Origin of the sequence: Stappia sp. (assembly GCF_048261845.1) — a bacterium.
In the GTDB taxonomy this organism is placed as follows: domain Bacteria; phylum Pseudomonadota; class Alphaproteobacteria; order Rhizobiales; family Stappiaceae; genus Stappia.
Genome location: NZ_JBLXFR010000068.1, coordinates 1 through 16,756 on the forward strand (window position 1 = coordinate 1; position 16,756 = coordinate 16,756).

18 protein-coding genes are annotated in these 16,756 nt (G+C 65.7%); 7 read left to right on the plus strand and 11 right to left on the minus strand.

Going from position 1 to position 16,756, the window contains the following annotated elements:
- Window positions 1-526: flagellar biosynthetic protein FliO (locus tag ACN0T5_RS18760; protein ID WP_417770142.1), on the minus strand; the 526-nt coding region annotated here is incomplete at its 3' end.
- A 414-nt stretch (window positions 527-940) separates the two neighbouring features.
- Between ACN0T5_RS18760 and flgB the strand changes: the two genes are divergently transcribed.
- The 7 genes from flgB (at window position 941) to cckA (ending at window position 7,057) form a co-directional block, all read left to right on the plus strand.
- Window positions 941-1,348, plus strand: a complete 408-nt coding sequence (gene flgB / locus ACN0T5_RS18765; protein WP_417770143.1) for a flagellar basal body rod protein FlgB — start codon at window positions 941-943, stop codon at window positions 1,346-1,348.
- Window positions 1,349-1,428: 80 nt separating this feature from the next.
- Window positions 1,429-1,839, plus strand: coding sequence for a flagellar basal body rod protein FlgC (flgC, locus tag ACN0T5_RS18770; protein ID WP_417770144.1), 411 nt, complete (start codon window positions 1,429-1,431; stop codon window positions 1,837-1,839).
- A gap of 59 nt (window positions 1,840-1,898) precedes the next feature.
- Window positions 1,899-2,213 (plus strand): flagellar hook-basal body complex protein FliE, encoded by a 315-nt coding sequence (gene fliE, locus ACN0T5_RS18775; RefSeq protein WP_417770145.1) that lies wholly within the window; start codon window positions 1,899-1,901, stop codon window positions 2,211-2,213.
- Window positions 2,214-2,274: 61 nt separating this feature from the next.
- Window positions 2,275-2,544 carry a flagellar biosynthesis protein FliQ gene (fliQ, locus tag ACN0T5_RS18780; protein ID WP_417770146.1) on the plus strand — a complete coding sequence of 90 codons (270 nt, stop codon included), beginning with the start codon at window positions 2,275-2,277 and terminating at the stop codon, window positions 2,542-2,544.
- Window positions 2,545-2,546: 2 nt separating this feature from the next.
- Window positions 2,547-3,320: a flagellar biosynthetic protein FliR gene (gene fliR, locus ACN0T5_RS18785; RefSeq protein WP_417770147.1), complete on the plus strand. Its 774-nt coding sequence runs from the start codon at window positions 2,547-2,549 to the stop codon at window positions 3,318-3,320.
- Window positions 3,321-3,324: 4 nt separating this feature from the next.
- Complete coding sequence (gene flhB, locus ACN0T5_RS18790; protein WP_417770148.1) at window positions 3,325-4,401, plus strand: flagellar biosynthesis protein FlhB; 1,077 nt, start codon at window positions 3,325-3,327, stop codon at window positions 4,399-4,401.
- A gap of 112 nt (window positions 4,402-4,513) precedes the next feature.
- The gene (gene cckA / locus ACN0T5_RS18795) at window positions 4,514-7,057 is read left to right on the plus strand and encodes a cell cycle histidine kinase CckA (protein ID WP_417770149.1); all 2,544 of its coding nucleotides are present in this window, start codon (window positions 4,514-4,516) and stop codon (window positions 7,055-7,057) included.
- Window positions 7,058-7,061: 4 nt separating this feature from the next.
- On the opposite strand, the gene ACN0T5_RS18800 is transcribed toward cckA, so the two are convergent.
- The 10 genes from ACN0T5_RS18800 to ACN0T5_RS18845 form a co-directional block, all read right to left on the minus strand.
- Window positions 7,062-7,616 carry a hypothetical protein gene (locus tag ACN0T5_RS18800; protein ID WP_417770150.1) on the minus strand — a complete coding sequence of 185 codons (555 nt, stop codon included), beginning with the start codon at window positions 7,614-7,616 and terminating at the stop codon, window positions 7,062-7,064.
- A complete protein-coding gene (locus tag ACN0T5_RS18805) occupies window positions 7,600-8,238 on the minus strand; it encodes a lysophospholipid acyltransferase family protein (protein WP_417770151.1) in 639 nt (212 codons plus the stop codon). Before ACN0T5_RS18805 ends, ACN0T5_RS18800 begins: the two co-directional genes overlap by 17 nt.
- 12 nt (window positions 8,239-8,250) lie before the next feature.
- The gene (locus tag ACN0T5_RS18810; RefSeq protein WP_417770152.1) at window positions 8,251-9,198 is read right to left on the minus strand and encodes a phosphatidate cytidylyltransferase; all 948 of its coding nucleotides are present in this window, start codon (window positions 9,196-9,198) and stop codon (window positions 8,251-8,253) included.
- Complete coding sequence (locus tag ACN0T5_RS18815) at window positions 9,195-9,806, minus strand: CDP-alcohol phosphatidyltransferase family protein (RefSeq protein ID WP_417770153.1); 612 nt, start codon at window positions 9,804-9,806, stop codon at window positions 9,195-9,197. The genes ACN0T5_RS18810 and ACN0T5_RS18815 overlap by 4 nt, the downstream gene beginning before the upstream one ends.
- A 325-nt stretch (window positions 9,807-10,131) precedes the next feature.
- Window positions 10,132-10,623: a hypothetical protein gene (locus tag ACN0T5_RS18820; protein WP_417770154.1), complete on the minus strand. Its 492-nt coding sequence runs from the start codon at window positions 10,621-10,623 to the stop codon at window positions 10,132-10,134.
- Between the two features lie 198 nt (window positions 10,624-10,821).
- The gene (locus tag ACN0T5_RS18825) at window positions 10,822-12,255 is read right to left on the minus strand and encodes a hypothetical protein (RefSeq protein ID WP_417770155.1); all 1,434 of its coding nucleotides are present in this window, start codon (window positions 12,253-12,255) and stop codon (window positions 10,822-10,824) included.
- 46 nt (window positions 12,256-12,301) lie between these two features.
- On the minus strand, window positions 12,302-13,240 hold the full coding sequence (locus tag ACN0T5_RS18830; RefSeq protein WP_417770156.1) for a DUF6384 family protein: 939 nt from the start codon (window positions 13,238-13,240) through the stop codon (window positions 12,302-12,304).
- 151 nt (window positions 13,241-13,391) lie between these two features.
- Window positions 13,392-14,573: a cell surface protein gene (locus ACN0T5_RS18835; protein ID WP_417770157.1), complete on the minus strand. Its 1,182-nt coding sequence runs from the start codon at window positions 14,571-14,573 to the stop codon at window positions 13,392-13,394.
- Between the two features lie 197 nt (window positions 14,574-14,770).
- Window positions 14,771-15,724, minus strand: a complete 954-nt coding sequence (locus tag ACN0T5_RS18840) for a pseudouridine-5'-phosphate glycosidase (protein ID WP_417770158.1) — start codon at window positions 15,722-15,724, stop codon at window positions 14,771-14,773.
- A 227-nt stretch (window positions 15,725-15,951) separates the two neighbouring features.
- A partial coding sequence (locus tag ACN0T5_RS18845) for a carbohydrate kinase family protein (RefSeq protein WP_417770159.1) occupies window positions 15,952-16,756 on the minus strand: 805 nt, incomplete at its 5' end.

Consider the following 16,756-nt stretch of genomic DNA (forward strand, 5'->3'; position numbering starts at 1 on the left):
GGGGAGCCGGCGCCGGCTGGGGCGCTGGTGCCGGCGGGGGTGCCGGGCGCCGGGCGGGAGGGGTTTGCTGGGGAGCGGGGCGCGGGGGCGCAGCCTCACGCATGGCGGGTTGCACCGGAGGCGGTGCCACGGGAACCGGCTGCGGCTCGGTGTCGAGCGGCGCCATCGTCACCGTGGTCTCCGAGGCCGCTGCCGGCTGGCGCGGATAGGCCTGAGACACCGGTACACCGCGCACGATGTTGCGCTCGACCACGACGTCGCTCGGTCCGCCGACCAGCAGAAGATGCTCGACATTGTCGCGGCGGATCAGGATCAGCCTGCGGCGCGTGTCGAGGGCGGCGGCATCCATGACGGCCACGCGCGGCTGGCGCGAGCGACCTCCGAGGGCGCGGGTTCCGGCGATGCGCCGCAAGACCCAGACGAAGATGGATATCAGCGCCAGGACAATCACGACGGCGATGAAGAAGCCGATACCGCGCGCCCAGCCGGGCTCCATCTGGAAGGTGTCAACCAGCCAACTTGTCATGCCCTTCGGCCTTTTCCTTTTCGAGCATGGTCTGGAAGGGCCGCACTCATGCGGTCCGTTGCCTGTCCATCCCTGCCTCGCTTCCGGGGCGCGCGCCATCTGGCCGGTCCCGGAATCCCCTGATCTGCGGCCCCGCGCGGCCTGCTCCGTTGCAGGAGGGGCGTTGCGAATCCGAACTTGCTCCAACCTGTTTAGCCGTTTTGCGCGATTCTCTCAAAGAGGGAGGTTAACGCGGATCGGCAAAAAATGCCGAATTGCAGCCGCGAATTGCAAGGGAGCGATGTGCGGCTGCCGGAAAGGCGCACAAATGCGGGCGTGAAACTTACCGATCCGTTAATCGTTAACCGCCCGTTAACCATCTACCCGGCAGGATCTGCCTAGCACTACTCAAGAGTCGCGAAGGCAAGGACGGCAATGTCGATCTCGGACCTGCAACTGTTCCAGGCGCTGAAATCCAAGATGCAGTGGCATCAGAGCCGGCAGGGCGTTCTGGCGGAGAACGTCGCCAACGCCGATACGCCCGGTTACGCCGGAAAGGACCTGAAGGCCTTTTCCTTCGAGGATGTCATGGCGCAGCATTCCGCCGGCCTGCAGACATCGCGCACCAGCACCAGTCACCTGGTCGGATCGATGATGCGCGAGAGCGGCAATGTCGAACGTGACGAGGCGACCGGTTTCGAGATCACGCCGGACGGCAACTCGGTCGTGCTCGAGGAGCAGATGATGAAGGTGACCGAGAACCAGATGGACTACCAGACGGTCGCCTCGCTCTACCAAAAGGGCCTTGGCCTCATACGGACTGCGCTGTCGCGCAACGGCTGAGGCATGGCCGGTTGCCCGTCGTGACGGCGGGCACGTCCGGGTGCGGGCGCATTCTCTTTCTCTGATCCGGGAGTTTCACCGTGGATTTCGTCAAGTCGATCTTCATCGCCGCCACGGGCCTCAAGGCCCAGAACGGACGCATGCGGATCATCGCGGAAAACATCGCCAACGCGGATTCGACCGGGCGTACGCCGGACGAGGATCCCTACCGGCGCAAGATCCCGACCTTCAGCGCGACGCTGGATCGCGAGCTCAAGGCCGAGGTCGTCGAGCTTGGACGGGTGGAGTTCGACAAGTCCGACTTCAAGACACGGTACGAACCCGGGCACCCGGCCGCCGACCAGAACGGCAATGTGCGCGTGCCGAATGTCGATACGCTGGTCGAGATGGTGGACATGCGCGAAGCGCAACGTTCCTACGAGGCCAATCTCAACCTGATCTCGGCTACGCGGCGCATGCTGCAGAAGACCATCGATATCCTGAGGGCCTGACGGCGCGGCCTTCAGTCACGCAGTCCTGACCTGATTTCCATTCCGGGAGCCCCCGACACATGTCCACGCCATCGATCGCAGCCGGCGCCTATCGCATGACATCCGCGCTTGCGGGCGCGAATCAGGATAAACAGGTTAAAACTTCGTCGACGGCCACGCCGGACTTCGCCAACATGGTCAAGTCGGCGGTGGAAACGGTCGTCGAACAGGGCGACAAGGCCGACCAGCAGGCGCTGGCCCTGACGCAGGGCAAGGCAAACGTGGTCGATGTCGTCACTGCGGTCGCCGAGACCGAGGTGGCGATGGAAACGCTCGTTTCGGTGCGTGACAGGGTGATTTCCGCCTATCAGGAGATCATGCGCATGCCGATCTGAGCATGAGCGGCGGCGGCGGTCTGCCGCTCCAAGTCCGCAGCGCGGGGATCGGAAGACGGAAATGACCGGGCCGGAAGTGCTTGATCTTGCCCGCCAGGGCATCTGGACCCTCATCATCGTGTCCGCGCCGCCGATGGTTGTCGGTCTTCTCGTCGGTGTCGTCATCGCCCTGTTTCAGGCGTTGACGCAGATCCAGGAGATGACGCTGGTCTTCGTGCCGAAGATCCTGGCAATCTTCGTGACACTGCTGTTGTCCCTGCCGTTCATGGGACAGGCGCTGGAGGCCTATATGGCGCGGATCGCCGAGATGATCATCGCCAGCGGCGGTTGACCATGACTTTCAACGTCTCCATCCTGCCGCAGGTCGCATTGCTCTTCATGCTGCTGTTTGCCCGGATCGGCACGATGCTGATGCTGATGCCGGCGCTCGGGGAAGGCTCCATCTCGCCGCAGGTCCGTCTCGGTGTGGCCTTGCTGCTGACGCTGACCTTCTACCCGCTGGTGACGCCGCTTTATTCGGTCGACGCCACCTCGTCGCTGCCGCGTATCGGCTATCTGCTGGCGATGGAGTTCGCCATCGGCTTCTTCATCGGCCTGAGTTCGCGCATCATCACCTATGCCTTGTCCATCGCCGGCATGATCATCGCCAACCAGTCGGGCCTTGCCTTCGCGATGGCGACCGACCCCACGATGGACGGCCAGCAGGGTGCCGTGATCGGCTCGTTCCTGAGCCTGCTCGGCGTCACCCTGATCTTCTCCTTCGACCTGCATTATCTGGTCATCGCGGCAATGCATGACAGTTTTCGCCTGTTTCCCCCCGGTGCGGGATTGCCCGTCGGGGACATGGCGGAGATGGTGACGATGATGACGGCGGAGGTCTTCGCCATCGCCATCCGGATCGCGGCACCCTTCCTGGTGGTCGGGCTCGTCTTCTATTTCGGCCTCGGGCTGCTCAACAAGCTGATGCCGCAGATGCAGATCTTCTTCATCGCCATGCCGCTCAACATCGCGGTCGGAGGGCTGATGCTGTTCGCCCTGCTGACCACGATGATGATGTGGTACCTGGCGCATTTCCAGACGGCGCTCGGCCGGTTTATCGCGGGGTAAGGCGGTGGCCGAACAGAACGACGACGCCGAAAAAACAGAAGACCCCACCCAAAAGAAGCTCGAGGACGCCCTCAAGAAGGGTGACGTTGCCAAAAGCCAGGAGGTTTCCACCTGGTTCGCGATGCTGGGCACCGGGCTCGTCGTGGCGATCATGGCGCCCAGTGCCGCCGGCGCCCTGCAGGAGGCGCTGGCGGGCTATCTCGCCAATTCCCACCAGATTCCTGTCGACAGCGGCGGGTTGCGCCAGCTCTGGCAGGGCACGGGCCTGCGCATCGGCGCGATACTCGCCCTGCCGTTGCTCATCCTGCTGGCGCTGGCGCTTGCCGGCAACATGGTCCAGCACCAGCTCATCTGGTCGGCCGAGCGGATGAAGCCGAAGCTGTCGAAAATCTCGCCGCTGGCCGGGTTCAAGCGGCTGTTTTCCTCCGAGAGCCTCGTCAACTTCCTGAAGGGCTTGGTGAAGATCTGCGTGGTCAGCGGCCTGATGGTCGCGGTCCTGTGGCCGCAGCGCGACGAGATCGACACGATGATCCTGCGTGAGACGGGCACGATCCTGGTCATCACGCGCGAGCTGATCCTGCAGCTTATCGCCGCGATCCTGGCGGTGATGACGGTGGTGGCGCCCGCCGACTTCCTCTATCAGCGCAACCGCTGGCTCGAAAAGCAGAAGATGAGCCAGCGGGAAATCAAGGAAGAGTACAAGCAGACCGAGGGCGACCCGCTGGTCAAGGGCAAGATCCGGCAATTGCGCATGGAGCGTTCGCGCCGGCGCATGATGGCATCGGTGCCGGATGCGACGGTTGTGGTCACCAACCCGACCCACTATGCGGTGGCGCTCAAATACGAGCAGGGCATGCAGGCGCCGCTTTGCGTTGCCAAGGGCACGGACCAGGTTGCGCTGAAGATCAGGGAGATTGCGCGCGACAGTGACGTGCCGGTAATCGAGAACCCTCCGCTTGCCCGTGCATTGTATGCTTTGATCGACATCGACCAGGAAGTTCCCGAAGAGCAGTATCGGGCGGTGGCAGAAGTGATCGGTTTCGTTTATCGAAAGCGGGAACGTGGTTCCTGGCGGGGCTAGGATACAGCAGGCATTGCCGTATGCGGCCGGCCTACCGGTCGTGGCGGTACGCGGGCATGGTTGTCCGACGAGAAGCGGGAGGCGGCGCGTGTGGCGCGTCACGGGGTGTTGAATGAGCAGAACTGAACCTGGTCCGTCCTCACCTGCTGTCGAACGCGCCGAACGGTCCGGCAATATCGGCCTGCTGATTGCGCTGGCGATCGGGCTCATCGCCGCGGCAGTCACGTTCTCGATGATGGGCAAGGACGAGGCAGAGCCGTATGTGCTGGCGCTGTTGGGGGTGCTTGCCGTCATCGGTGTCTTCTCGCTCTTTGCCGGGGCTATCGGCTTGCTGCGCTTTTCCGCACGCGCGCCGGCCAGTCCGGTGCCCTCCGCCTTTCTCAACACGCTGGATGAGGGTGTGCTGATCGCAGAGCGCGACGGGCGCATCGTCTATGCGAACGATGCCTATGCGCGGCTCGTCGATGCCCAGAGCACCGCGGACGTACGCGGCGTGGAGAGGGTGTTCTCCTCAGATCCGTCCGCGACCGAGGCAATTTTTCACCTGACCCGTGCGGCCGAAGCCGAGCGCAGCGCGGAAGAGGAAATCCGCCTTCCGCATCCGCTTGGCCGCAATGAGGGGGAGCCGTGCTGGTACCGGGTTCGCGTCCGGCCGCTGGCGCTTGCAGGGCAGGGGAGGAAGGAACGTGCCTGCACGGTCTGGCAGATCGCCGACATCAGCGGCGACCGGACCGAGCAGGAGACCTCCTTCCAGGAGTTACAGCGGGTCATCAACTTCCTCGATCACGCACCCGCGGGTTTCTTCTCGTGCGATGCTGCCGGTCGCGTTGTCTATCTGAACGCCACGCTGGCCGACTGGCTGGGATACGATCTCGTCAGTTTCGTCGCCGGATCGCTCGGCCTTGGAGAGTTCATCCGTGGCGACGGCGCGGAACTGCTCCTGTCGATGCAGGGCAAGGCCGGCGAGGTGAAGAGCGAGAGCTTCGATCTCGACCTGACGACCCGTGGCGGCCGCTCGGTTCCGGTGCGCATCCTGCACCGTGTTCCCTTTGGCGCCGGCGGACTGCCCGGCGAAAGCCGCACCCTGGTCCTGAACCGCTCGCGCGGCGAGGATTCGGCCGAGGCGCTGCGCTCCTCCGAGGTGCGCTTCGCCCGCTTCTTCAACAACACGCCGATCGCGATTGCCTCGATCGACCGGGACGGCGGCGTCAGCAAGACCAACGCCCCCTTCGTGCGCCTGTTCGGCACGCCGGAGGCCGCCGACGGGGCGTTGAAGCTCGTCGACTACGTCCAGCCGGTCTCGCGCCCGGCGCTGATGGAGGCGCTGACAGCGGCGACCGAGGGACGCAGCGAGATCCCGCCGGTCGACGTGCGTCTCGACGAACGCGACGACGGGCGCTCGGCGACCGTCTACGTGTCGGCGGTGCGCGATGGCGAGGACGACGGCGATGCGGCAATCGTCTATGTGCTGGAGACGACGGCGCAGCGCGTGCTGGAAGCGCAGTTCGCTCAAGGGCAGAAGATGCAGGCCATCGGTCAGCTTGCCGGCGGCGTGGCGCATGACTTCAACAACGTCCTGACCGCCATCATCGGCTTCTCCGACCTGCTGCTCGCCAGTCACCGGCCGAGCGATCCGTCCTTCCAGGACATCATGAACATCAAGCAGAACGCCAACCGGGCCGCCGGCCTGGTGCGCCAGCTTCTCGCCTTCTCGAGGCGGCAGACGCTGCGGCCGAAGGAACTGGCGCTCAATGACGTTCTGGCGGACCTGTCGATCCTGCTCGACAGGCTGCTCGGCGAGAAGGTCGAACTCCATGTCGTCCACGGGCGAGACCTGTGGCCGGTGATGGCCGACCTCAACCAGCTCGAGCAGGTGATCGTCAACCTGGCGGTGAATGCGCGCGATGCGATGCCCGATGGCGGCCGGGTGACAGTGCGCACGCTCAACGTCACCGAGGAGCAGTCGAAGGAGTTCGACAACACGCGTGGCATGCCGGCGGCCGAATACGTGCTGGCGGAGGTGAGCGACACCGGCACCGGGATGACGCCGGAGATCATGGAAAAGATCTTCGAGCCGTTCTTCTCCACCAAGGACGTGGGCAAGGGCACGGGGCTCGGGCTTTCGACCGTCTATGGCATCGTCAAGCAGACAGGCGGTTTCATCTTCTGCACCAGCGAGGTCGGCAAGGGCACGGTGTTCCGCATCTTCCTGCCGCGTCATATCCGCAACGAGGCGGAACAGGTGGAGGTCAAGCAGGTCGAGCAGCAGCCCCTGACCGACCTGACCGGCTCGGCGACGATCCTGCTTGTCGAGGACGAGGAGGCGGTGCGTGCGTTCGCGGCCCGCGCCCTGACCTCACGCGGCTACACCGTGCACGAGGCGGCAAGCGGCGCCGAGGCGCTGGAGATCATGGAGGAGACCGACGGCGAGATCGATCTGGTCGTCTCCGACGTGGTCATGCCGGAGATGGACGGACCGTCGCTCCTGCGCGAGTTGCGCAAGACCCAGCCGGACCTGAAAATCATCTTCGTCTCCGGCTATGCCGAGGACGCCTTCGAGAAGAACCTCCCGGAAAACGAGAAGTTCTCGTTCCTGCCCAAGCCCTTCACGCTGAAGCAGCTGGCGACCGTGGTGAAGGACGTGCTGGCGAGCTGACAACTCACCATCCCATTGCAGCAAAGTAGCCTGCGTAGAACACCGCCCAGAAGCCCGCGAGGAGCCAGCGCCGCGTGCGCAAGGAGAGCTCGCCGAGCAGCTTTGCGAAGATCAGCCAGCTGGCGAGTGCGGCAAGCGTGAAGCGCAGCAACCGGGCCGGCAGGCTTGCGATCAGGAAGGTGACCGGCGACACGCCCGTCATCGCCGCCTCGGCGACGAAGAGCTTGTAAGGTGCGCCGCTGAGCGCCCCGGCCACGAGACCGGCGAAGAGGTCGCCACGTAGCAACACGGTGACGCGGGAGACCAGCTCGGGCGAAATGCCGGGTACGGCCAGCAACACCGCACGGGCCGTTTCGGGATCCGCCGCCGCGAAGGCATAAAGTGCCGCTCCGCCGGTGAGGGCACCCCCCGCCGCGGCGAGGCTGGCGACGAGGGCCCGGCGCAGGGAGGTCTGCGCGAGGAAGGTCAGCAGCACATCGGGAACAATGAAGAACAGCGTTGCTTCGGCGAAGCCCCAGAGCGCTGCGACCGGCGCTGCGAGCCTATTCCCAGGGAGCAAAGGTCTTCTCCGCCGACAGGCTGGCGAAGCGCGCGGTGAGGATGTTCATGAAGGTCGCCCTGTCGCCCGGCCAGGCGATCGGCTCGCCGACGAAGATGTCGCAGAAAAAGGGGACCAGCAGGAACGACCCCTTGGGCAGCGCCTTGCCGAGGCCGTGGGTGAACACCGGGACGACGGGCGCATCCGGGTTTTTCCCGGCAAGATGGGCAATGCCCTTCTTGAGCCCCGACATTTCCTCGGGCTCGCCCCGGCTGCCTTCGGGAAACAGGATCAGGACCTCGCCGCGCGCGAGCGCTTCGTGGCACTCGGCCAGCGGATCGCCGCCGGCTGCCCCTTTCTGGCGGTCTATCGGGATGATGCGCAGGATGTTGAGCGAGAACCAGGCCATCGCCCTGTTGGCGAGAAAGTAGTCGGCGGCGGCGACGGGGCGCAGTTTTGCGATCCTGGCGAGTGGCGTCAGGCTCATCATCACCAAAGTGTCGAGATGGCTGTTGTGGTTGGCGACGAGGATCGCCGGGCCGTCCTCCGGCAGCCATTCGCGGCGGCGCACGTTGAGGCCGAGGACGAACAGGACGACCACCCTGACCAGCAGGAAGAACACCAGTTGCAGCACCCGCGTCATCGGCCCGCGTCCTCAGGTATAGAGATAGCGGGTGAAGTGGAAGAACAGCGGCGCTGTGAAGGTCAGGCTGTCGATCCTGTCCATGATGCCGCCATGACCGGGGATCAGCGCACCGGTGTCCTTGACGCCGAGGTCGCGCTTGACGGCCGACACGGTGACGTCGCCGATGAAGCCGGCCCCGGCGATCATCATCCCGGCAAGACCGGCATGCAGCGCGGAAAAGGGCGTCACCAGCGGCGCCACCAGCACGGCAAGCACGGTTGTCGTCAGCATCCCGCCGAGAAACCCTTCCCAGGTCTTTTTCGGGCTGACCTGTGGCACGATCTTGCGGCGACCGAAGAGCTTGCCCCAGGTGTATTGGGCGACATCGTTGAACTGGGTCAGGAAGACGAGGAAGAGCAGCAACCCGGCTCCCGACGCGGCCGTTCCACCGATTGACCCGGGACCTTCGATCGGCAGCACCAGCAGGAAGGCTGCATGGCTCAGCGAGAAGACACAGAGCATCAGGCCCCAGTTGAGCGTGCCGACCGCTTTCAGGAACCCTTCCGTCTGCTGTGACAGGAGCATGGCGAAGGGCAGGAACAGGAACATGTAGACCGGGATGAAGACGGCGAACATGCCGTACCATTCGTCCGCGACCCAGTAATATTGCACCGGGATGGCCAGATAGGCCCAGAACAGCACCCGCCGGTCGGCGCGGCGCGTCGGGATCATCGACAGGTATTCCTTCAGGGCCAGGAAGCTCACCAGCGCGAAGACGACGATGGACAGCGTCCGGCTGAGCAGGAAGGCGGCGGTGAAAACGGCGATCATCGCCCACCAGCTCGTCGTGCGCTGCACCAGTTCCGAATGGTCGCGCGAGGGCTGTACTTTCGTCAGGGTGAAAACGATCAGGCTGGCGGCGATCAGCAGCGCCCAGATGCCGCCAAGCGCGATGTGGATCGGCAACATGCTTGTCATGCGGGTCGGCCTTCGGCGAGCGCCTTGCGGGCGCGGTTGAGGATCGTGAGCGCGACAAGCAGTGCGGCCAGGCCGATCACCCAGCCGGCAAGACCCGGGCTGACGATCCCGAGTCCGGTCAGCATGGCGAGCGTGCCCATGAGGGCGGCGCGGTCGCTCTTGCCCATCGGCCCGTCATAGCGGCGGGAGGCACCGATCTGGATGGCGACGACCCCGGTCATCTCGCTGATCACGGCGAGCAGGCAGAAGACGACGGCGGCGGCCGGAGAAATGCCGGGCAGCAGCGCGAAAGGCAGATAGATCGCGGTGTCGGAGATAACGTCGCCAAGCTCGTTGAGGATCGCGCCGAGACGCGATTTCTGCCCATGCTCGCGCGCCAGCATCCCGTCGACGGCGTTCAGCGCCATGCGCAGGAAAAGGATGACCGGCAGCAGGATCAAAGGCAGCGGATGGCCCGGCCAGACCGCGAGTGCCGCCCCCGCGGCCAGCGACAGCAGGATCGCGGCGAGCGTCACCTGATTGGCTGTGATCCCGGCCTGTGCCATTCGACGCACCAACGGGCGCAACAGATCCTGGAAGCGGGATTTCAGCTCGTAGACGGAGGCCATGGCAATGCCGGATTCGCGGGATGTGGCGGGACTTGTGCAAGGCGGGCGATTCAACCCGACCGCGAGACAAGCGTGTTTTCACCTTCCGCGCAATGGGGAAGAGGGCAGTCCCGTTTGCGCCGGCAGGGGCCGCTTTCTCTGGTCAGGCCGGAAGGGGTGTCCTTTATGTGCCTTCAACTCCTTCACGGAGAGGCCGGCATCCTGGACGCGACCGCCCTTCGGTCGGACACGACCGGTTTGCGGATGCGGGACCGAGCGAGGGCCCTGAAGCCCTCTGTCGTCCGGTATGCGGGAGGAGACGAGGGGCGGCGGGGCCGCCCGCAACTCAGGCGCAGCGGGCGCCGGCTTCGGCCTTGCCCTTCATCCCGACGAGGCTGTCGCGCGAATTGTATTGCGGCTGGGTCAGGGTGAAGACCTGCTCCAGCGCCGTGCCGGCATTGTTGACCACGGCGACGTCCTGGACGACGAGCGTGTCGCAGCCGGTGCCCTGGAACCGGATACGGATGCGGAACTTGCGCGGGCCATTGTCCGAGGGGCCGAATTCGCTGTCGAGCGCCGGATTGGCCTCCGTCACCGTGCGTTCCAGTACCACCATGTTGGGCTGGTTCTGGGCGATCGGCGTGCCACGCTCCGTCGCGTTGGCGACGATGGTCCGGCGGATCGTCGCGGCATCGGCACGTACCGAAATCGACTGGGCGCCGGCCGGCACGGTCAGCACTTCCTGCTGCGGCTGAAGCGCGACATTGCTGCGCCGGCCCGACTGGCAGGCGGTGAGCAGAAGTGCGGCGGCGAGCACGAGAGTCAGGCGGAGCAGCATTGCAGCATTCCCCAAGGACAAGGACGGACTGGAACAGGACGAACCATTTTGGCGACGGGCGGGATACCAGTCACCGGCTTTCGGTCGCAAATCAACATGCGCGACCAAGGTTAACAAAGACTGGGTGTTGCGACATCCCGGCGATATTGCCAACCCGGTCCGCGCAAAGGACATGGGAGGCGTCCGGCGCGAGGCGGATCAGAACGTGTCGCCTGTGGTGAAGCCGCCGCCGCCGAAGGAACCGCCGCTGTCGAAGCCACCGCCGCCGAAACCGCCGCCGCCATGGCCGGAACCGCCCATCGATCCGGGCAGGCCGACGCCGCCGGGAAAGCCGATGCCGCCGCCCTGACGCTTGCGCCTGCGGCGGGATTTCTCCGCCTTGGCCCAGTAGTCGGCCCCCGACAGCGCGCCCTTGGCGAGTTCGCCGAGCAGGACGCCCGTCAGGCTGTCATTGTCGAAGGTCGAATCCCACGTGTCATAGCGCTTCTGGCGGAACTGGCGGGTCACCTTGACCAGTTCGTCGCGCCGCCGTCCCATGTCGCGCAGGTCCCGCTGGTCGGCCTCGATTGAGCCGGTGCTGCGGGTGATGCGGGCATCGAGATCCTGCAGACGTCGGACAATGCGTTCGTCGTCGGGCGAAGGGGTGGCGAGCGCCTCTTGCCACAAGGTGCCGAGTTCTTCCGACTGCAGCGACCGCAGCAGGGCTTCTTCAGCGGTGCGGTAGTCGGCGTCCTCGCCGGAAAGGTAGGGCTGCTCGCGGCGGGCGACATCCTCCAGTTCCGTCTCCAGCTTTTCCAGCGTCGCTGTTGCCTCGGCGATGCCGACCTCCGCCGTCTCGATGGTCTTGGCAAGGTCCTCGCCGGCGATTTCGGCGGCTGCGGCGCGTGAGAGTTGGCCGAGCCTTGCCTTCTCCGCCTCGGCTTCCGCCTCCCGGTCCAGCGCGTAGGCCTCGAGCCTTTCGGGGATCTGCACGAGCATCGCGTAGTTGGGCCGGGCATCGTCATAGCGAATGATCCGCGCCACCCACCGGTCGAGCATGCGAATGATGCCCTTCGATGCATAGGCCGAGGTTCCGAACCCGCGTCGCCAGAGATAGAGGAACAGCGCGTCACTCTCGTAGGCGACACCCTTCTTTTGCCGGTCGGCGAGGGCCAGTTCGGCCTTGGAGCGGGCGGCGATCGCCGTCTGTTCCGCAGCTTCAGCTGCCGCCCGCTGGGCCGTGTAGACCTCGTCCTTGGCAAGTTTTTCGTCGACGGCGCCGAGGATTCCGTCAAGCCGGTCGCTGGCACCGTCGCGTTCGCGCGTCAGCCGGCGACGTTGCTCGGTCAGTTCGGCAATGTCGCTCTCCAGTTGGTCATGCTGGGCGCGAAGGGTCGAAAGGGCCAGTTCCCGCTGCTCCAGTCGCCGCTTGGCCTCCGCCTCGTCGCGGTCGATGCGCTGGCCGAAGATCCTGTCGCCGCCCTCGCGCATGCGAAAGCGGGCAAGCTCGCGATAGGCGTCGAGCTCGGCCGAGCGCAGGTCGTTGACCTCGCGCATCGCCCCTTCCACGCGCCGCTTGAGCTGGTCTTCCTCGTGCCGCAACTCGTTCAGGGCACGTTCGATGGATCCGAGCGTCTGCCGTCCACTCACCATGCCGGCCGCCCTCGCGCAGGTTCGTGTTGCTGTCGTTCAGTCCTGGCTACCATTGCGTGATCGCACCTTCGTCAACCCTCACGCGCCAATCCGGCTCCAGCCGGCCGCGTGCCTTGCTGCCGAGCACCGCGTCGCGGACGATGCCGTCGTCTTCCTTGTCACGCCGCACGGCGTCGAAGGTGGCGCGGGGCACGCGCTGGGCCCAGATGGCAACGGAGGACGCCGCGCCATCTTCTTCCGAGGTGATCTCCTGGGGCACCACGCTTCCGTCCGGCGCCACCGCCTCGACGACGAGATAGTAGTTCTGGGCCGAAGCGTTTGCCTGCGGGATGCGGGTAACGCCGGTCGGAGTTCCGGGGCGCGAGACGATGCGGACCGAGAAGACCTGGAGCAGGCGCGCTTCCAGCTTGCGCATGTCGGCGAGCGCCTTTCGCGCCGCCGCCACGTCGCCGGAGGCCGTGGCGGACCGGCCGATCGCGGCCAGCGATTCCGCCCGCTGGACCGCCTCGTCGACCTCGGCCACGTCGCGGATGCGGGCAAGGGCATCGCCGAACTCCGCCGGCAAGGTACGGGTGAGTTCGATGCGCAGGGCTTCGGCGGCACGTTCGCGCGGCGCCACGACGAGAAACCGCCAGGCGAGAAAGGCGGCGACCGCCAGCAGCAGCAGCACCAGCAGGACCTTCGCCCAGCGCATGCGCGTCACGTAGATCAGCGCCAGGGTGCGCTGGAAGCCGGCGGTGGGCGGGGCATAGACGAAGCGGTTCTGCTTGAGGTTCTCGACGCCCTCGAGCAGGATCCGGTCGGGAACCTCGATCCCCTGGCTGCGGTAGATCTCCCGCAGCCGCTCGATCATCTGCGCGTCGCGCTGTTCGGTGCCAAGCTCCTTGAGCGCTATGCGTTCGTCGTGGCGCAGCGTGTCGACCACGTCCATCGCCATCATCACTTCGTCGAGCGGCGCCCTGGTCGAGGCGGTGTCGGAGACCATCCAATCGCTCCCCTGCGGTCCCTGGTCAGGGTGACCGGTTCCGGCAAGCGGAACCGGATTGTCCGGTGTCGAGGTTCGACCGGCGCCGGAAAGCGCCGGTCATCGTGTCGCCGGAACCGGTCAGGCCCCGATCATGTTGCCCCCGGGGCTGTCAGGCCCCGATCATGTTGCCTTGCGCGGCGAGCTTTGCAAGGCGGCGCTTGCCGTCCTCGACCGCGTCGCGAATCTCCTCGGAGTTCTTGGTCGACATGACGCGCATCTCGTTGATGATCTCGCGCGAGTTGACCTGGAAATTGACGACGGAATCGACAAGCTTCTTCACGGCCGCCGCCTGGACGGTCGGACCGTAACCGGCCTTCAGCGCCGCTTCCTGCACCGCGTCACCGATCTCCGCCAGTGTTTCCAGGGACTTGGAGACGCCGTCCTTCATCGCGTTCAGCGTTTCGGTGGATTCATGCAGGCCCTGCAACCCGGTGAAGGAGGCATTGAGCGCGGTGAGCACCGAATCGTTGGTCGAAAAGAAGCTGACCGCCTGGGCGTAGACGCGCTCCTTGGCGTTGGTCGTCTGCATCAGACGCGCCATGATGACTTCCGAGGTGTTGTAACCGATGGTCAGGTTGTCGGAGAGGTCCTTGGCGATCTGGTAGCGCTTCTCCTCGTCCTGCATGCTGCGCATCTTCTCGTCGCGGCCGAGCTCGAGCCGGGCGCGGCCGGCCGGGTCGGTGCCCTGGTAGGCCTCGACCTGCTTGTTGGCGGCTTCCAGGTCCGCCTTGGCAGCGTCCAGCCGGGTCGTTGCGGTGGACAGCACCTCAAGCGCCAGCACCTCGGCCTGCTTCAGCGCGCCACGGAAGTCGCGATAGGCCTCTAGGATGCGCTGTTCGCGCTCGATCTGGTCCTTGGTGTCGCGGGCAACGTCGATATAGATGTCGCGGATCTTGCCGAACCGGTCGGAGACCGTGCCGCGCGTCATGTCGCGCCACTTGTTCGAGATGTTCTCGAAGAAGGAGATCTTGCCGTCGGAAAGCTGGTCGACCATGCCCTTGGCATCGTCGCGGATCGAATTGAACGCCTCGGTGATCGCCTCGTAGCGCTCGCCGATCGACATGCCCTGAATTTCGTTGCGGACCACCTCGTTGAACGTCTGCGACTGGCCGAGGGTTCGGGTGATGACAGCGATCTTGTCCGGCGAGAGGTCGGAGATCTTCTCGAGCAGCGCGTTGATGGGCGCTTCGGCCGTGCCGTCCGGCATAAGGCCCATGTCGCGCAGGGCGGTCATCGCCTTGTCGAGATACTGCATCGGGGAAAGTCCGGTCTGCGCTACTGTTTCAGCCATCGTCCGTCCTCTGTATTGACTCTGTCGCCGGGCACGCAACGTCGCTTGCGTTTTGGGGCGCCTTCAGGTTGTACCCGATCTTGTCCGGGGGAAAAGCGACCGGAACAAGGCCGCATCCCGTCCCGGGGCGGGCAATTTAAGCACATAAGATGCGACAGTTACACGTCTCCGGGACGGAACCTGACTGCCTCGCGAATTCAACGGATGCCGGTTGCCGCCCGCTCGGCAAGGGCGCAGGCAATCTCCGCCGCAAGGCGCGCATTGTTGCGCACCAGCGCGATGTTGGTTTCCAGGCTACGACCGCTGGTGCTCTCGAAGATCCGCGACAGGATGAAAGGCGTGACATCCTTGCCGGCAACCCCTTCGCGGGCGGCCTGACCGACCGCGGCATCGACCGCGGCCGCGATCTGCGAGGGAGGAATTTCCGCCTCCGCCGGCACCGGATTGGCGATCAGCACGCCGCCATGGCCGCCAAACCGGGTGCGCATGTCCAGCAGGTCCGCGATCTCACGGGCCGTGTCCATCCGGTAGGGCGCGGCAATGCCGCTGTCGCGCGACCAGAAGGCGGGGAAGGTGTCGCTGCCATAGGCAATCACCGGCACGCCTCGCGTCTCCAGCACTTCCAGCGTCTTCGGCAGGTCGAGCAGCGCCTTGGCGCCGGCGGCCACCACACAAACGGGGGTGCGCGCCAGTTCGTCGAGATCGGCGGAGATGTCGAAGCTGGTCTGTGCGCCGCGATGCACGCCGCCGATGCCTCCAGTGGCGAAGACGCGGATGCCGGCCGCGTGTGCCGCCATCATCGTTGCAGCGACAGTGGTCGAGCCGGGGCGTCCGGAAGCCAGCGCGATGGCAAGGTCGGCACGGGAGCATTTCATCACGCCCTCGGCCTTCGCCAGCTGCTCCAGCCTTGCATCGGAAAGTCCCACATGAAGGGATCCGTCCAGGGCTGCAATCGTTGCCGGAACAGCGCCGGCGGCGCGGATATCGGCTTCGACCAGTCGTGCCGTCTCGACATTTCTCGGCCACGGCATGCCGTGGGTGATGATGGTCGATTCCAGCGCCACGAGAGGCCGGCCGGCCGTCCTTGCGGCTTCGACTTCCTCTCCGAAGGCAATGGGCATGCCGGTCTGTGGCGCGGTGTTCTGCTGCATGATGCGGGTCCGTTCCCTGGCGATCCGTAATGGCGATCCACGGCGGCGGCCCGCCGTGGTGAAGGCCTTGCGACGGCGCGCCCGGCGTCGCTCGCCGGATGTTTCAAGGCAGGACCTGGATCGCAGGGCCGGCCGGATCTGGTTGTCCTATAAGCTGCGTTCGCCTGTCCTGTCGAGCGCCCGTTGTCTGGTGCGGTCACATGTCGATGCCTGCCGTCGCGGTCATGTCATTGCGGTGCGGGAGCGATTGCCGGCCAGGACAGCGCATCGGCAACCGCACCGGCCTGCGACAGGGTCAGGGCCGCCGCATTCACACCGGCCTTGACGGCCGCGGCGAGAGACAGGCCGAACTCCAGGCCCGCCAGGGTGCCCGCGATCAGCGCGTCGCCGGCCCCCGTTACGTCGATGACCGGCGTTGTCAGGGCCGGGATCCGGACAACCTTGCCATTGGTCGCCAGGATAACAGGTCGGGCGCCCTGCGAAAGGATCACGGCGCGGGCGCCATTTCCGTGGAGCGCCAGCGCGAGACCGTCCGCGTCCGCCCTTTCAGGGTCTGTTCTGTCCGTATCCGGTTTGCCGCAGCCAAGGATCGCGGCTGCCTCGGCCGCATTGCAGAACAACATGTCGAGCCGGGGAAGAACGGGCGCGAGGCGCGCAGCCTTGGCTCGCGAGACCGCATCGGCGGCAAGGCGGCGCGGGCCTGCCGCCGATGCGAGGCCGGCAATCGCGCCCGCCGGCAGGTTGGCGTCCAGAAACCAGAGATCCGCCTGTTCGACCGGCGCACACAGTGGCAGGAAACTGTCGGGGGTGAGTGCATCGGTGATGCGGCCATCGACCACAGCGGCGGCAAGCGAACCGTCGGGATCATGCAGGGCGAGATAGCGGCCGGTCGGCAATGCCGCGCGTTGCACGGCGGTGATGTCCATACCCTCTGCGGCAAGGCGCGCCAGCAGCGCGTCGCCCTCGGTATCCAAGCCAACACTGCCGGCGAGGGCGATCGGCACGCCGAGCCAAGGCTGCGCGCCTCGCGCC

What these genes read in the sequence shown, in the direction of transcription:
- ACN0T5_RS18825 (WP_417770155.1), bottom strand. Translation starts at nt 12,255, where the DNA reads ATGGTGAGTGGACGGCAGACGCTCGGATCCATCGAACGTGCCCTGAAC.
- fliE (WP_417770145.1), top strand. Translation starts at nt 1,899, where the DNA reads ATGTCCACGCCATCGATCGCAGCCGGCGCCTATCGCATGACATCCGCG.
- fliR (WP_417770147.1), top strand. Translation starts at nt 2,547, where the DNA reads ATGACTTTCAACGTCTCCATCCTGCCGCAGGTCGCATTGCTCTTCATG.
- ACN0T5_RS18815 (WP_417770153.1), bottom strand. Translation starts at nt 9,806, where the DNA reads ATGGCCTCCGTCTACGAGCTGAAATCCCGCTTCCAGGATCTGTTGCGC.
- flgB (WP_417770143.1), top strand. Translation starts at nt 941, where the DNA reads ATGTCGATCTCGGACCTGCAACTGTTCCAGGCGCTGAAATCCAAGATG.
- ACN0T5_RS18810 (WP_417770152.1), bottom strand. Translation starts at nt 9,198, where the DNA reads ATGACAAGCATGTTGCCGATCCACATCGCGCTTGGCGGCATCTGGGCG.
- ACN0T5_RS18835 (WP_417770157.1), bottom strand. Translation starts at nt 14,573, where the DNA reads ATGGCTGAAACAGTAGCGCAGACCGGACTTTCCCCGATGCAGTATCTC.
- ACN0T5_RS18820 (WP_417770154.1), bottom strand. Translation starts at nt 10,623, where the DNA reads ATGCTGCTCCGCCTGACTCTCGTGCTCGCCGCCGCACTTCTGCTCACC.
- ACN0T5_RS18840 (WP_417770158.1), bottom strand. Translation starts at nt 15,724, where the DNA reads ATGCAGCAGAACACCGCGCCACAGACCGGCATGCCCATTGCCTTCGGA.
- fliQ (WP_417770146.1), top strand. Translation starts at nt 2,275, where the DNA reads ATGACCGGGCCGGAAGTGCTTGATCTTGCCCGCCAGGGCATCTGGACC.
- ACN0T5_RS18830 (WP_417770156.1), bottom strand. Translation starts at nt 13,240, where the DNA reads ATGGTCTCCGACACCGCCTCGACCAGGGCGCCGCTCGACGAAGTGATG.
- ACN0T5_RS18805 (WP_417770151.1), bottom strand. Translation starts at nt 8,238, where the DNA reads ATGACGCGGGTGCTGCAACTGGTGTTCTTCCTGCTGGTCAGGGTGGTC.
- cckA (WP_417770149.1), top strand. Translation starts at nt 4,514, where the DNA reads ATGAGCAGAACTGAACCTGGTCCGTCCTCACCTGCTGTCGAACGCGCC.